Genomic DNA, 13642 nt, shown 5'->3' on the forward strand with positions numbered 1-13642 from the left:
TACCGGTTCGAGGTCTGAGCGTCCCGGTGGCCTCCGGCCGGGGGTCCGGGGGTTGCCTCCGGGAATTGCAGCATCACGGAGCCGGGGATGGGATACCGGTTCGAGGTGTGACGCAGGTGGTCACGGGAGGGGATCGGGCGGGGCCCGCCCCGGTACGCTGGGTTCATGAGCGCCGCACCACGTTCCGACAAGCCGACCGGCCGTTTCCGCCGGATGCTCGACCGGCTGTCCAGCTCGCAGGAAGAGTTGCACCACGCCGAGCTGCAGCAGGACACGGAGGCCACGGGCTGCACCCGGATCTGTGACTGCGACGACCGTCAGATCGTCAAGGTCACCGGCACGCTGCGCACCGTCACACTGCGTCCCCGCGCCGGGGTCCCCGCACTGGAGGCCGAGCTGTTCGACGGCTCGGCCCCGCTGGACGTGGTCTGGCTGGGACGGCGGTCCATTGCCGGGATAGAGCCCGGCCGCAAGCTGATCGCCTCCGGCCGGATCTCCATGAGCCGTGGCCGCCGGGTGCTGTTCAACCCCCGATACGAACTCCGACCCGTCGGACAGGAGTAGCCGTTGACGTCTCTCGACAAGCCGGTGGACCGGCAGGAGCAGGACCCCGGCAGCGATGCGAGAGCAGCCACCGAGGCCGCTCTGTTCGAGGCCTTCGGCGGGGTGCGCGGCATGGTGGAGACCACCGTCCCCGGCCTCGTCTTCGTCGCCTTCTACACGGTCAAGCGGGACATCCACCTCGCGGCGATCGCCGCGCTGGCCCTGTCCCTGGTGCTGGGCGTGTCCCGGCTGGTGTCCCGGGACACCCTCAAGCACGCCTTCAGCGGCGTCTTCGGGGTGGCCTTCGGCGCCGTCTTCGCGATGATGTCCGGCGACGCCAAGAACTTCTACCTGCCGGGCATGCTCTACACCCTCGGGCTGGCGGTGGCGTACATCGTCACCTCGCTCGCGGGCTTCCCGCTGCTCGGCGTGATCCTGGGCCCGCTGTTCAAGGAGAACCTCTCCTGGCGCACCCGCAACCCCGGCCGCAAGCTGGCGTACACCAAGGCCAGCTGGGCCTGGGGGCTGATCCTGCTCGCCAAGTCGGCGATCCTGTTCCCCCTCTACTGGTGGGGCGACGCCACCCAGCTGGGCTGGGTGAAGGTGGCCCTGGGCATCCCGCCGATGCTGCTGTCGGTCTACCTGACCTGGATCTTCCTGGCCAAGGCCCCCGCGCCCATCGACGTCTTCGCGGAGATGGAGGCGGCCGAGGCGGCCGAGCGGGAGAAGGCGCAGGCCTAGCGAACCGCAGAAAGCCGAAGGGCCCGGGAACCGAAACGGTTCCCGGGCCCTTCCGTGTCTTCCGTGCCCCGAAGGGGCGCGGGGAACTGCGCGACCAACCACGGACGGCCCGCAGCCGAAGCACCGCCCCTCAGCGGAGCCGCTCAGGCGTCCTCGCGGCGCACCGACAGCAGGTCCTCCAGCTGCTCCTCGCGCGCCGGGGCGGCGACGAAGAGGAGCTCGTCGCCGGCCTCCAGCGCGTCCTCCTTGTTCGGAGTGAGCACGCGGTTGCCGCGGATGATGGTGACCAGCGAGGTGTCCTCGGGCCAGTCCACGTCCCCGACCCGGGTGCCGGCCAGGGCCGCCTCCGGCGGGAGGGTGAGCTCCACGAGGTTGGCGTCGCCCTGGCTGAAGCGCAGCAGCCGCACCAGGTCGCCGACGCTCACGGCCTCCTCGACCAGCGCGGACATCAGGCGCGGGGTGGAGACGGCGACGTCCACGCCCCAGGACTCGTTGAACAGCCACTCGTTCTTGGGGTTGTTCACGCGGGCCACGACCCGCGGCACCCCGTACTCGGTCTTCGCGAGCAGCGAGACGACGAGGTTGACCTTGTCGTCACCGGTCGCCGCGATGACCACGTTGCAGCGCTGCAGCGCGGCCTCGTCGAGCGAGGTGATCTCGCAGGCGTCGGCCAGCAGCCACTCGGCCAGCGGCACCCGCTCCACGGAGATGGCGGACGGCGCCTTGTCGATCAGCAGGACCTCGTGCCCGTTCTCCAGCAGCTCGCCCGCGATGGAGCGGCCGACGGCACCGGCACCGGCAATGGCAACCCTCATCGGTGCGCCTCCTCAGGGCCCTGCGCGAACGCGGCCTCGACCTTCTCGACCTCGTCGGTGCGCATCATCACGTGCACCAGATCGCCTTCCTGAAGCACCGTCGAGGACGACGGCAGCATCGCCTCTCCCAGCCGGGTGAGGAACGCGACCCGCACCCCGGTCTCCTCCTGGATCCGGCTCACCTTGTGGCCGACCCAGGCCTCGGAGACGGGCACCTCGGCGAGCTGGACGCCGCCGCTCGGGTCGCGCCACAGCGGCTCGGCCCCGGAGGGCAGCAGCCGCCGCAGCATCTGGTCGGCCGTCCACCGCACGGTGGCCACGGTCGGGATGCCCAGACGCTGGTAGACCTCGGCGCGGCGCGGGTCGTAGATGCGCGCCGCCACGTTCTCGACGCCGAACATCTCGCGGGCCACCCTGGCCGCGATGATGTTGGAGTTGTCACCGCTGCTGACCGCGGCGAAGGCACCCGCCTCCTCGATGCCCGCCTCGCGGAGGGTGTCCTGGTCGAAGCCGACCCCGGTCACCCGCCGCCCGCCGAAGCCGGAGCCCAGGCGACGGAAGGCCGTCGGGTCCTGGTCGATCACGGCGACGGTGTGGCCCTGCTGCTCGAGGGTCTGCGCGAGGGCCGAGCCGACCCGCCCGCACCCCATGATCACCACGTGCACGTCGATGCCCCCGTATTCCGGAATACCGCGCTGACCTGCACCAACACCCTGCTCACACTTCCTTGCTCCGGTTTGCGGCACCCCCATCGGAGCTCGTCCGAATCGGTGCACGACTCCACCGTATCCGTTGTGCCGCGCCGACCGGAGGCCAGGACGGCCGACCGGGCGCCGGGCGTATTTCCTCGCTCGGTGAATTGGCTCGCGCCCGTCCGCACCCGCCCGGGCCTGCGGCCGGAGGTGATCGTCGAGGACCGGCCACCGCGGCCATGGCCCCCGCGGGGGCTCACTAGGGGTAATGGTCCGGACCGGCACCGTCAACACGGCTGCGAACGTCCGGAATTGACCTTTCCTTCGGGGGCGGTCCGTGCCGGACGACCCGAAAACGGAAGCCTGTTCGTCTTTCGTGACGAAGATCGGACACACGGTCACCCGCGTGGTTAGGATGATCCGCGTATTCCGCTTCTGGACGGGACGTCAGGACCTTCCCCTGTCCCGCCGTCCCCAATGCCCCCGTCGTCCAAGAGGAATTGATGTCACATCACATACCGGAGGTGGTGATCTGGTGCCTGGCCATCGCCCTGACCATTACGGTCGTGCTCCTGATGCGCCAGCGGACGATCACCACCGGTGTGCGCAGGCACGCCGCCCAGCTGGAGGACGGCCTCCGGGCGCGTGACGAGGAGATCGGACACCTGGTCCGGGTCCGGCTGCCCGCCGTCGCGGACTCCGCGGACCAGTCCGTGCCGCTCCCCGGGCTGCTCGACGAGCGGCTCGCCGGCACCGTGTTCGCCCAGGGCATGCAGTCCGTGATGGAACTGTTCACCCGGGCCGTGGACAAGGCGCAGGCCCGCGCGGACCAGTCCGCCAAGGCCGCGCTCAAGGCGTCCATGCGCGCCCTCCAGGGACTGGCCCACGAACAGCAGCTCGCCATCTCCGACATGCAGGACCGGCACGACAACCCCGACGTGCTGCGCGACCTGCTGGAGATCGACCACGCCAACTCCCAGTTCGGCCGCCGCGCCCAGGCCATCGCCGTGCTGTGCGGCTCCTGGCCCGGCCGGCAGCGCGTCGCCTCGCCGCTCACCGACGTCGTCCGCGGCGCGACCTCGCGCATCCGCGACTACCGGCGCGTCCGGGTGCACAGCCAGGCGGAGATCGCCGTGGTCAGCCGGGCCGTCGAGCCCGTGGTGCTGGCCGTCGCCGAACTCCTCGACAACGCCGCCCGGCACTCCCAGCCGAACACCACCGTCGAGGTCAGCCTCCAGCCGGTGCACAACGGCGCCTGCATCGTCATCGACGACGCGGGTGTCGGCATGGACGGCCAGGAGGTCCAGCAGGCCGTCGCCTTCCTCTCCGGCCGCCGCACCGTGGACGTCTCCCGGCTCGGCGACCCGCCCCAGTTCGGCTTCCCCGTCATCGGCGTGCTCGCCGCCCGCTACGGCTTCAGCGTCTCCGTCGACACCCGCTCGCCCTACGGCGGCGTACGGACCGTCGTCTTCCTGCCCAGCGCCCTGCTGACCCAGCTCGACGTCGACGGACCGGACACCACGCCGCTGGCCCCGCCCTCCCGACAGACCGTCAGGAGCCCGCGCCCGGGCGGCCGTCCGCACCCGCGCCCCGCGGAGCGCACCCACCCCGACCCCGTGCCGCCCGCGCCGGACGCCCCGCCGCCGGCCGCCGGGTCCACCACGGGCGGACTGCCCAAGCGCCGCCGTCGGCAGCCCGCCGCCGACCACGGCCGGACGCCGGGCCCGGCGCCGTCCCCCACGGCCCCGACGGCCCGGGAGATGCCCCCGGCCGCCGAGGCACCGCAGGAGCGCACCGCGGAGGAGACCGCCCGGCGCATGGGCGCCTTCGCGCGCGGCACCCGCAGCGGCCGCGCCGCCCGCCACCCAGGACATGACCGGCCCGAAGGCCCCGCCCGGCACCCCGACCGGGCCCCCGGAGAAGACGAAGGGAACCCCTACGCGTGAACGACCACATGAACAAAGAGCTGGGCTGGATGCTCGACGAGGTCGTCAAGATGCCGGAGGCGCGCCACGCGATCCTGCTCTCCGCCGACGGCATGCTGCGCGCCCACTCCCAGGGCATCGACCGGGACGAGGCCGAGCGGCAGGCCGCCGCCCTCTCCGGGCTGCAGTCCATCAGCCGTTCCACCAGCGACTTCTGCACCCACCCGGCGCACCGGGAGAGCGCCTGGCAGCAGACGCTGGTGGAGTTCGCCCACGGCTACGTCTTCCTCATCGCCGCCGGCCCCGGCGCCTACCTCGCCGTCTCCGCGGGCGAGAACGTCGACATGGAGGCCGTCACCTACCGCATGCAGAAGACGGTCGACCGGCTCGGCAAGGAACTCGTCAGCCCGCCGCGGCAGGACAGCTGGCAGGGCAACCGGGCATGACCCCTCCTGCGCCGAGGCACGAGAGAGGGCTGGTGCGCCCGTACGTCGTCACGGACGGCCGCTCCCACCCGACCCGCAACACCTTCGACCTGGTCACCCTGGTCATGGCGCACGAGGACCGGCCGCTCGGCGGCCTCAGCCCGGAGAAGCGCAGGCTCATGGAACTCTGCCTCGGCGGCGCCCTGTCGGTCGCCGAGATCGCCGGCCACCTGATGCTGCCCGTCAGCGTCACCAAGGTGCTGCTCGGCGATCTCGTCGACAGCGGCCACCTGTCCACCAGGGCTCCCATTCCCTCGGCGCAACTGCCCGAGGCCCAGATCTTGCAGGAGGTGCTCGATGGACTCCGTGCTCGCCTCTGACGGAGACCTCTATCTGCGACGGACCGTGCAGACCGCCGTGAAGATCCTCGTCGTCGGGCACTTCGCGGTGGGCAAGACCACCTTCGTGGGCTCGCTGTCGGAGATCCGGCCGCTGCGCACCGAGGAGACGATGACGCAGGCCGGCGCGTTCGTCGACGACCTGGACGGCATCGAGGGCAAGACCACCACCACGGTCGCCATGGACTTCGGCCGGCTCACCCTCAGCGACAGCCTCGTCCTCTACCTCTTCGGCGCCCCCGGCCAGCAGCGCTTCACGCGGCTCTGGCAGGACATGACCCAGGGGGCGCTGGGCGCGCTCGTCCTCGCGGACACCCGGCGCCTGGAGCAGTCCTTCGACGTCATGGGCCTGCTGGAGGAGCAGGGCCTGCCGTACGCCGTGGCGGTCAACCACTTCGACGGCGCCCCCGCGCACCCGGAGGAGGAGATCCGCGAGGCCCTCGACCTGCTCCCGGAGACCCCGCTGATCACCTGTGACGCCCGGGACCGGATCTCCTCCACGCACGCGCTGATCACCCTCGTGGAATACCTGCAGCACCGCACCGTCCAGGAGCACGTGTGACCCACCGTCCGCCGCCCGGCTGCCCCGCGCACCAGGGGGACCGACCGGGCCCGCCCGTCACCCCGCTGTACGGGCCGGACTTCGCCGCCGACCCGCAGGCCGTCTACCGGCGGCTGCGCATGTACGGCCCCGCCGCCCCGGTGGAACTGGCGCCCGGTGCGCACGCCACCCTCGTCACCGACTACCGGGCCGCACTCGAAGTGCTGCGCAGCCCCGAGCGGTTCGCCAAGGACGCCCGCCGCTGGCGCGCCCTGGCAGACGGCCGGGTGGCGCCGGACAACCCCGTCGTGCCGATGATGGCCTACCGCCCCAACTGCCTCTTCTCCGACGGCGACGCGCACCGCCGCTACCGCGAGGCCGTCAGCGACAGCCTCGGCCGGATCGACCCCAACGCCCTGCGCGGCTACGTCGAGCGCAGCGCCGACAGCCTCATCGACCGGTTCACCGCCAAGGGCGAGGCCGACCTGCTCCGCTCGTACGCCAAGCTGCTGCCCCTGCTGGTCTTCCAGCAGCTCTTCGGCTGCCCGCCCGAGCTCGGCGACCGGCTGGTGCAGGGGTTCTCCGGCATCTTCGACGGCGTCGACGCCGAGCGGGCCGACGCGCTGATCACCGGCAGCCTCGTCGAACTCATCGCGCACAAGCGGGAGCAGCCCGGCGCCGACATGACGTCCTGGCTGATGGCCCATCATGCGGAGCTCACCGACGAGGAGATGATCCACCAGCTCGTCGTCCTCATCGGCGCCGGCACCGAGCCCCAGCAGAACCTGATCGCCAACGCACTGCGGCTGCTGCTGGCCGACGACCGCTTCGCGGGCGACCTCAGCGGCGGCAGCATGCCCGTCGAGGACGCGCTGGACGAGGTCCTCTGGCTCGACCCGCCGATGGCCAACTACGGCGTCCACTACCCCGTCGACGACCTGGACTTCGGGGGTACGCGGCTGCGGGCCGGCGAGCCCGTCGTGGTGAGCTTCGCCGCCGCCAACACCGACCCGGCCCTGCACTCCGAGAACCGCTCGGGCAACCGCGCCCACCTCGCCTGGAGCGCGGGCCCGCACCACTGCCCCGCCAAGGACTCCGCACGGCTGATCGCGGCCGTCGCCGTCGAACGGCTCCTGGACCGGCTGCCGGACCTGGAACTGGCCGTCCCCGTCGACCGGCTCGTGTGGCGCCCCGGCCCCTTCCACCGGGCCCTCACCGCGCTGCCCGTGCGCTTCCCCCCGGTGCCGCTCCCCGTACCGGCGCCCGCGCCGCAGACCGTCCACCCCGGCTACACCGCTGAACCGCAGCCCGACCCGTCCGGAACAACGCCGGGAACAACATCCGCTGCCGCATCCACAGCGGCATTCGCAGCTGCACCCCCAGCAGCATTCGCAGCCGCATCCACATCAGCATCCGTAGCAGCAGAGACCTCTGGAGACAGCCGATGGAACGTCAGATCTGCCCCGTCGCATCCGTCGCCATCGATCCCTCAGGCCACGACATTCACGGAGAGGCAGCCCGCATCCGCGCCCACGGCCCGGCGACCCCTGTGGAGCTCCCTGGCGGCGTGGTGGCGTGGGCAATAACGTCCCAGCCCCTGCTCAAACAGCTGCTCACCGACCCGCGCGTCTCGAAGGACCCCCGGCAGCACTGGCCCGCGTGGATCAACGGGGAGGTCTCCCCGGAGTGGCCGCTCTACACCTGGGTGGCCGTGCAGAACATGTTCACCGCCTACGGGCGTGAGCACCGTCGCCTGCGCAGCCTCGTCGCCACCGCCTTCACCGCGCGCCGCACGGCCGCCCTGCGCCCCCGCATCGAGCGGATGACCGCCGACCTCCTCGACGGACTCGCCGCCCGTCCGCACGGCGAGACCGTCGACCTGCGCGAGGAGTACGCGTACCCGATCCCCATCCAGGTGATCTGCGAGCTCTTCGGCGTCGACGACGAGGAGACCCGGGAGGGCCTGCGCCGCTGCGTCGACTCGATCTTCCACACCTCCGCCGACCCGGAGGAGGTCACGGCCAACTACGCGGCGATCTACGAGCTGCTCGGCTCGCTCGTCGCCACGAAGCGCGAGACACCCGGGGACGACATGACCAGCGTCCTGGTCTCCGCGCGTGACGAGGAGGACGGCAGCCGGCTGAGCGAACAGGAGCTCGTCGACACCCTGCTGCTGATGATCGGCGCCGGGCACGAGACCACCGTCAACCTCCTCGACAACGCCATCCACGCGCTGCTCACCCACCCCGAACAGCTCGCCCTCGTCCGCGAGGGCAAGGCCGGCTGGGACGACGTGGTCGAGGAGACCCTGCGCTGCCAGGCGCCCGTCGCCAACCTCCCGCTGCGCTACGCCGTGGAGGACATCGACCTGGGGAACGGCGTGACCCTCCGCAAGGGCGACGCCATCGTGGCCGGCTACGCGGCGGCCGGGCGCGACCCGGGGCTGTACGGCGAGGACGGGGGCCGGTTCGATGTGACTCGCGCCACCAAGGAGCACCTGTCCTTCGGCCACGGAGCACACTTCTGCCTCGGCGCACCGCTCGCCCGGCTGGAGGCGGTAGTCGCCCTGCCCGCCCTCTTCGAGCGCTTCCCGGAGATGTCCCTGGCAGCGGCCCCCGACCAGCTCCGACCGGTGGATTCCTTCATCTCCAACGGCCACCGCGCACTGCCCGTCAGGCTCCACCCCTGAGCGGCCACTTGAATCGCCCTTTACCTTCCGGGAGCGGTCGCGTAACGTACACAGGATCGACTCCCGGAGGGTGGCGGGTGGGCGCGGGGTTAACGGACCCTTTACGATCCTCTGCGTGTCCAAACTGACCGACCTGCCGAAACGGATCCTCATCGGCCGGGCGCTGCGCAGCGACAGGCTGGGAGAAACGCTCCTGCCGAAACGCATCGCGCTCCCCGTCTTCGCCTCCGACCCCCTCTCCTCCGTGGCGTACGCGCCGGGCGAAGTGCTGCTCGTCCTGTCCGTGGCGGGTGCGTCGGCCTACCGCTACAGCCCGTGGATCACCCTCGCCATCGTCGCCCTGATGGTCACGGTCGTCGCCTCCTACCGGCAGACCGTGCACGCCTACCCGGGCGGCGGCGGTGCCTACGAGGTGGCCACCACCAACCTCGGCCAGAAGGCCGGCCTCTCCGTGGCCAGCGCCCTGCTGGTCGACTACGTCCTGACCGTCGCCGTCTCCGTCGCCTCCGGCGTCGAGAACCTCGGCTCGGCCATGCCCTTCGCCGTCCAGCACAAGGTGCTGTTCTCGCTGGTGGTCATCGCGCTGCTGGCACTGATGAACCTGCGCGGCGTGAAGGAGTCCGGAACACTCTTCGCGATCCCCACCTACGCCTTCGTGGGCGGCGTGATCGTCATGGTGCTCTGGGGCGGCTTCCGCGGCCTCGTCATGGGCGACGTCATGCGCGCGCCGACGGCCGGCTACCAGATCAAGGCGGAGCACGCGGGACTCGCCGGCATCGCCCTGATCTTCCTCATGCTGCGCGCCTTCTCCTCCGGCTGTGCCGCGCTCACCGGTGTCGAGGCGATCAGCAACGGCGTCCCGGCCTTCCGCAAGCCCAAGAGCAAGAACGCCGCGGCGACGCTGTCCCTGATGGGCATCCTCGCCATCGTCATGTTCGTCGGCATCATGATCCTGGCCATGACCACCAAGGTCCGCATGGCCGAGAACCCGGCGACCGACCTGCTGATAAACGGCAAGCCGGCCGGCGACGGCTACACCCAGAACCCCGTGATCGCCCAGGTCGCGGAGGCGGTCTTCGGCGGCGGCTCGTTCCCCTTCATCTTCCTGGCCGCGGCCACCGCCCTGGTGCTCTTCCTGGCCGCCAACACCGCCTACAACGGCTTCCCGGTGCTCGGCTCGATCCTCGCCCAGGACCGCTACCTGCCGCGCCAGCTGCACACCCGCGGCGACCGGCTCGCGTTCTCCAACGGCATCGTGCTGCTCGCCCTGCTGGCCGGTGCGCTCGTCTACGCTTTCGGCGCGGACTCCACCAAGCTGATCCAGCTGTACATCGTGGGCGTCTTCGTGTCGTTCACCTTCAGCCAGAGCGGCATGGTCAAGCACTGGAACCGCCACCTGGCCGCGGAGTCCGACCCGGCCGCGCGGCGCCGGATGCACCGCGCGCGGGCGATCAACGCCTTCGGCGCCGTCTTCTCCGCGCTCGTCCTCGTCGTCGTACTGCTCACCAAGTTCACGCACGGCGCCTACGTCGCCGTGATCGGCATGGTCGGCTGGTACGCGGTGATGACCGCCATCCGGCGCCACTACGACCGTGTGTCGGAGGAGATCGCGGCGGAGGAGAGCGAGGGCGAGGACATGGTCCGCCCGTCGCGCGTCCACTCCCTCGTCCTCGTCTCGAAGATCCACAAGCCGACGCTGCGCGCCCTGTCGTACGCCAAACTGATGCGCTCCTCCGGCACCCTGGAGGCGCTGAGCGTCAACGTCGACCCGGCCGACACGAAGCTCCTCCAGGAGGAGTGGGAGCGGCGTGGCATCGACGTCCCGCTGAAGATCCTCGACTCGCCCTACCGCGAGGTGACCCGCCCGGTCATCGACTACGTCAAGGGCCTGCGCAAGGAGAGCCCGCGCGACGCGGTCAGCGTCTACATCCCGGAGTACGTGGTCGGCCACTGGTACGAGCACCTGCTGCACAACCAGAGCGCACTGCGTCTGAAGGGCCGGCTGCTGTTCACGCCGGGCGTGATGGTGACGTCGGTCCCCTGGCAGCTCGACTCCTCGGAGGCCGCCCGGAAGCGGGCGCGCAAGCGTGCGGAGTGGAGCGCACCGGGTGCGGTGCGGCGGGGGCCGGTGACGGTGCCGAAGAGGGAGAAGGCGGCGGGGAAGCGGTAGGACCGCTCAATTCGCTGGTGAGGTGCGGCGGGACGTAAACTGAACGGCTGTTGTCCGTCCAGGCGACCCCGCCGCACCTTTCTTATCTTCTCTTATCTTCTGGAGCCGACCGTCATGCAGCAAGAACCCAACGCGTCGCTGGTCGGTACGGAGTACGAGGTCGAGGTGGGCCCGGTGGCGCACGGCGGCCACTGCGTGGCCCGTACGGAGGCGGGCCGCGTCCTGTTCGTGCGGCACACGCTGCCGGGCGAGCGGGTCGTGGCGCGGGTGACGGAGGGCGAGGAGACGTCGCGCTTCCTGCGGGCGGACGCGGTCCGCGTTCTGGAGCCGTCGAAGGACCGAGTCGAGGCCCCCTGCCCCTTCTCCGGCCCCGGCAAGTGCGGCGGCTGCGACTGGCAGCACGCCAAGCCGGGCGCGCAGCGCCGCTTCAAGGGCGAGGTCGTCGCCGAGCAGCTGAAGCGGCTGGCGGGCCTGACGCCCGAGGAGGCCGGCTGGGACGGCACGGTCGTGCCGGCGGAGGGCGACAAGCTCCCGGCGGGCGAGGTCCCGGCGTGGCGCACGCGCGTGCAGTACGCGATCGACGCGGAGGGCCACGCGGGCCTGCGCAAGCACCGCTCGCACGAGGTCCAGGTGATCGACCGCTGCCTGATCGCGGCCCCCGAGGTCACGGAGCTGGGCGTCGAGAAGCGGGAGTGGCCGCAGATCGCCTCGGTCGAGGCGATCGCGGCGACCGGCTCGACCGACCGCCAGGTGGTCCTCACCCCCAAGCCGGGCGGCCGCCTGCCGATCGTCGAACTGGACAAGCCGGTCTCGGTCCTGCGCGTGGGCGAGAAGGACCAGCAGATCCACCGCGTCCACGGCCGCCCCTTCGTCCGCGAACGCGCGGCCGACCGCACCTGGCGCGTGTCGGAAGGCGGCTTCTGGCAGGTCCACCCCAAGGCGGCGGACACGCTGGTGCAGGCCGTCATGCAGGGCCTGATGCCGCGCAAGGGCGACATGGCGCTTGACCTGTACTGCGGCGTGGGCTTGTTCGCGGGCGCGCTCGGCGAGCGCGTGGGGGAGAAGGGCGCGGTGCTCGGCATCGAGTCCAGCAAGCGGGCGGTGGAGGATGCCCGCCACAACCTGCGGGACCTGGACCGGGTGCGGGTGGAGCACGGCAAGGTGGAGTCGGTGCTGCCGCGGACGGGGATCGACCAGGCGGACGTCGTGGTCCTCGACCCGCCGCGTGCGGGGGCTGGGAAGCAGACGGTGCGGCAGCTGGCTGGGTTGGGGGCTCGGCGCATTGCGTACGTGGCGTGCGACCCGGCTGCGCTGGCACGGGACTTGGGGTACTTCGCGGAGGAGGGGTACCGGCCGGTTACGTTGCGGGCGTTCGATCTGTTTCCGATGACGCATCATGTGGAGTGCGTGGCGATCCTCAAGCCGGTGCCGAAGGACGCCTGATCACCCGGGCAATCGACCGGGGGCAACAGGCATGAGTACCTGCTCGACTGCCGGAAGTGGCTGGATGCACTGGACGGCAAGCCCGTGCTGGTGCGTCCGTCGCGGTCGGCCGGGGCCTGGGATCAGGCAGAGGTGTCGCGCATGCCCGGGGGCAAGGTGCGGCTTCTCGCCGATGTGGATGTCGGCCAGGCGCCCGCCCACGCCCAGATCCGGGAGGACGACGCCTTCACTTGGCGGGTCCTTGCCGAACGGCTTGCCGGGACAGAGCCGCGATGTCACCCCGAGCGGGAGCCCTGCAGTGCCTCGTGTCTGGTCGGCCTCTCGGATGTGCCATCGGACAACGGCAGTGGTCCCGTTTGTTTGCCGGGGGAACGCGGTCTCGGTACATGACCGTCATGCAGTCCGTCGCAGTGGGCGGCCCGCCTGCGGTGCCCTCGGGCTGGGGTGAGCCGGTGCTCAGACCTTGATCACGGTGGCGCGTGCGCCGCACAGAGTGATGATGTCCTCCGGGTCGGAGGTGAGGATCGTGACGGGCCCGGGTGCAGCGAGCGCGGTGGCGCTGAGCATCGCGTCGATCGCGTACTTGTGGCCGTGGAGGCCGGCTTCGGCGAGCAGCGCGGCGGCGTGACGGGCGATCGGCTCAGTGACCGGTTCGACGATGAGGCGAGACAGTGTCCACTCCAGGGCCGGGCGGTTGATCCGGGGGTGGACCACCTCGACGAGGGTGGCCGCGGATGTGATCACCCGGAGGTCGTCGGCGCGAGCGAGGGCGAGCCAGGTGGTGACCGCGCGGTCACGCAGGACGGTCTTGGCCAGTCCCTCACCGTCCAGGATGAGAGTGCCGCCCGGCGTCGCGGCGGGGGTGCGGGTCACGCGGCGTTCGCCCCGCTCTGTGCCTGCTCCTGGCGCACCTGGTGGAGTTGGTCGCGTAGGGCCTGGATCTCCTCGTCGGTGACGGGTCCGTGTTCGGCCTCGGCGACGGTGATGAGCTCATTGAGGTTGTCGCGTTCGATCTGGCGGGCTACTGCGGCTGCGACGTAGGCGGACAGGCCGGAAGGGCCGCTGCGGGCGCGGGCGGCTTCCGCGATATCCCGGGGCATCGTGATCGAGTACTTGCCGGTAGGCTCACTCATGCTATCTATGCTACCTCTCATCCTCCCCCCTCATATATGTGGGATGTGCAGCTGAGGGCAACAGACGCGCGAGCCCGGTGACCGTGTCGCAGGATGGAACATTCAAGCTGGTGGAGCGCGCCCAGAA

14 protein-coding genes are annotated in these 13642 nt (G+C 71.1%); 10 read left to right on the forward strand and 4 right to left on the reverse strand.

All coding sequences use genetic code 11. From position 1 onward, the window contains the following. Positions 1-165 precede the first annotated feature (165 nt). Together ACLHRZ_RS09550 and ACLHRZ_RS09555 are read left to right on the forward strand one after the other, a co-directional pair. Entirely contained in the window at positions 166-564 is a 399-nt protein-coding gene (locus ACLHRZ_RS09550) for an OB-fold nucleic acid binding domain-containing protein (RefSeq protein WP_490417869.1), read from the forward strand. A gap of 3 nt (positions 565-567) precedes the next feature. After that, a complete protein-coding gene (locus ACLHRZ_RS09555; protein WP_490417870.1) occupies positions 568-1284 on the forward strand; it encodes a DUF3159 domain-containing protein in 717 nt (238 codons plus the stop codon). Between the two features lie 143 nt (positions 1285-1427). Here the strand turns inward: ACLHRZ_RS09555 and ACLHRZ_RS09560 are convergent, their stop codons facing one another. Then, complete coding sequence (locus tag ACLHRZ_RS09560; protein WP_490417871.1) at positions 1428-2099, reverse strand: potassium channel family protein; 672 nt, start codon at positions 2097-2099, stop codon at positions 1428-1430. Then, a complete protein-coding gene (locus tag ACLHRZ_RS09565; RefSeq protein ID WP_336412726.1) occupies positions 2096-2764 on the reverse strand; it encodes an NAD-binding protein in 669 nt (222 codons plus the stop codon). The genes ACLHRZ_RS09560 and ACLHRZ_RS09565 overlap by 4 nt, the downstream gene beginning before the upstream one ends. A 530-nt stretch (positions 2765-3294) precedes the next feature. Between ACLHRZ_RS09565 and ACLHRZ_RS09570 the strand changes: the two genes are divergently transcribed. The 8 genes from ACLHRZ_RS09570 (at position 3295) to ACLHRZ_RS09605 (ending at position 12382) form a co-directional block, all read left to right on the forward strand. Then, on the forward strand, positions 3295-4737 hold the full coding sequence (locus ACLHRZ_RS09570) for an ATP-binding protein (protein ID WP_490417872.1): 1443 nt from the start codon (positions 3295-3297) through the stop codon (positions 4735-4737). Beyond that, on the forward strand, positions 4734-5162 hold the full coding sequence (locus ACLHRZ_RS09575) for a roadblock/LC7 domain-containing protein (protein WP_490417873.1): 429 nt from the start codon (positions 4734-4736) through the stop codon (positions 5160-5162). Before ACLHRZ_RS09570 ends, ACLHRZ_RS09575 begins: the two co-directional genes overlap by 4 nt. Further along, positions 5159-5521, forward strand: a complete 363-nt coding sequence (locus ACLHRZ_RS09580; RefSeq protein WP_171086990.1) for a DUF742 domain-containing protein — start codon at positions 5159-5161, stop codon at positions 5519-5521. The genes ACLHRZ_RS09575 and ACLHRZ_RS09580 overlap by 4 nt, the downstream gene beginning before the upstream one ends. Further along, positions 5499-6101 (forward strand): GTP-binding protein, encoded by a 603-nt coding sequence (locus tag ACLHRZ_RS09585; RefSeq protein ID WP_490417874.1) that lies wholly within the window; start codon positions 5499-5501, stop codon positions 6099-6101. The genes ACLHRZ_RS09580 and ACLHRZ_RS09585 overlap by 23 nt, the downstream gene beginning before the upstream one ends. 119 nt (positions 6102-6220) lie before the next feature. Next, a complete protein-coding gene (locus ACLHRZ_RS09590) occupies positions 6221-7666 on the forward strand; it encodes a cytochrome P450 (RefSeq protein WP_490418055.1) in 1446 nt (481 codons plus the stop codon). Then, positions 7648-8769 (forward strand): cytochrome P450 family protein, encoded by a 1122-nt coding sequence (locus tag ACLHRZ_RS09595; RefSeq protein WP_490417875.1) that lies wholly within the window; start codon positions 7648-7650, stop codon positions 8767-8769. The genes ACLHRZ_RS09590 and ACLHRZ_RS09595 overlap by 19 nt, the downstream gene beginning before the upstream one ends. A gap of 115 nt (positions 8770-8884) precedes the next feature. Next, positions 8885-10939, forward strand: coding sequence for an APC family permease (locus ACLHRZ_RS09600; RefSeq protein ID WP_490417876.1), 2055 nt, complete (start codon positions 8885-8887; stop codon positions 10937-10939). Positions 10940-11053: 114 nt separating this feature from the next. After that, the gene (locus ACLHRZ_RS09605; protein ID WP_490417877.1) at positions 11054-12382 is read left to right on the forward strand and encodes a class I SAM-dependent RNA methyltransferase; all 1329 of its coding nucleotides are present in this window, start codon (positions 11054-11056) and stop codon (positions 12380-12382) included. 456 nt (positions 12383-12838) lie between these two features. Here the strand turns inward: ACLHRZ_RS09605 and ACLHRZ_RS09610 are convergent, their stop codons facing one another. Both ACLHRZ_RS09610 and ACLHRZ_RS09615 read right to left on the reverse strand, forming a co-directional pair. Continuing rightward, positions 12839-13255 carry a PIN domain-containing protein gene (locus ACLHRZ_RS09610; protein ID WP_490417878.1) on the reverse strand — a complete coding sequence of 139 codons (417 nt, stop codon included), beginning with the start codon at positions 13253-13255 and terminating at the stop codon, positions 12839-12841. Then, complete coding sequence (locus ACLHRZ_RS09615; protein ID WP_490417879.1) at positions 13252-13515, reverse strand: CopG family transcriptional regulator; 264 nt, start codon at positions 13513-13515, stop codon at positions 13252-13254. Before ACLHRZ_RS09615 ends, ACLHRZ_RS09610 begins: the two co-directional genes overlap by 4 nt. Positions 13516-13642 lie beyond the last annotated feature (127 nt).

Source organism: Streptomyces sp. AM25 (assembly GCF_058146165.1).

Coding starts and splice junctions, on each gene's coding strand:
- ACLHRZ_RS09550 (WP_490417869.1), top strand. CDS start 166: ATGAGCGCCGCACCACGTTCCGACAAGCCGACCGGCCGTTTCCGCCGG.
- ACLHRZ_RS09560 (WP_490417871.1), bottom strand. CDS start 2,099: ATGAGGGTTGCCATTGCCGGTGCCGGTGCCGTCGGCCGCTCCATCGCG.
- ACLHRZ_RS09570 (WP_490417872.1), top strand. CDS start 3,295: ATGTCACATCACATACCGGAGGTGGTGATCTGGTGCCTGGCCATCGCC.
- ACLHRZ_RS09580 (WP_171086990.1), top strand. CDS start 5,159: ATGACCCCTCCTGCGCCGAGGCACGAGAGAGGGCTGGTGCGCCCGTAC.
- ACLHRZ_RS09585 (WP_490417874.1), top strand. CDS start 5,499: ATGGACTCCGTGCTCGCCTCTGACGGAGACCTCTATCTGCGACGGACC.
- ACLHRZ_RS09590 (WP_490418055.1), top strand. CDS start 6,221: ATGTACGGCCCCGCCGCCCCGGTGGAACTGGCGCCCGGTGCGCACGCC.
- ACLHRZ_RS09605 (WP_490417877.1), top strand. CDS start 11,054: ATGCAGCAAGAACCCAACGCGTCGCTGGTCGGTACGGAGTACGAGGTC.
- ACLHRZ_RS09615 (WP_490417879.1), bottom strand. CDS start 13,515: ATGAGTGAGCCTACCGGCAAGTACTCGATCACGATGCCCCGGGATATC.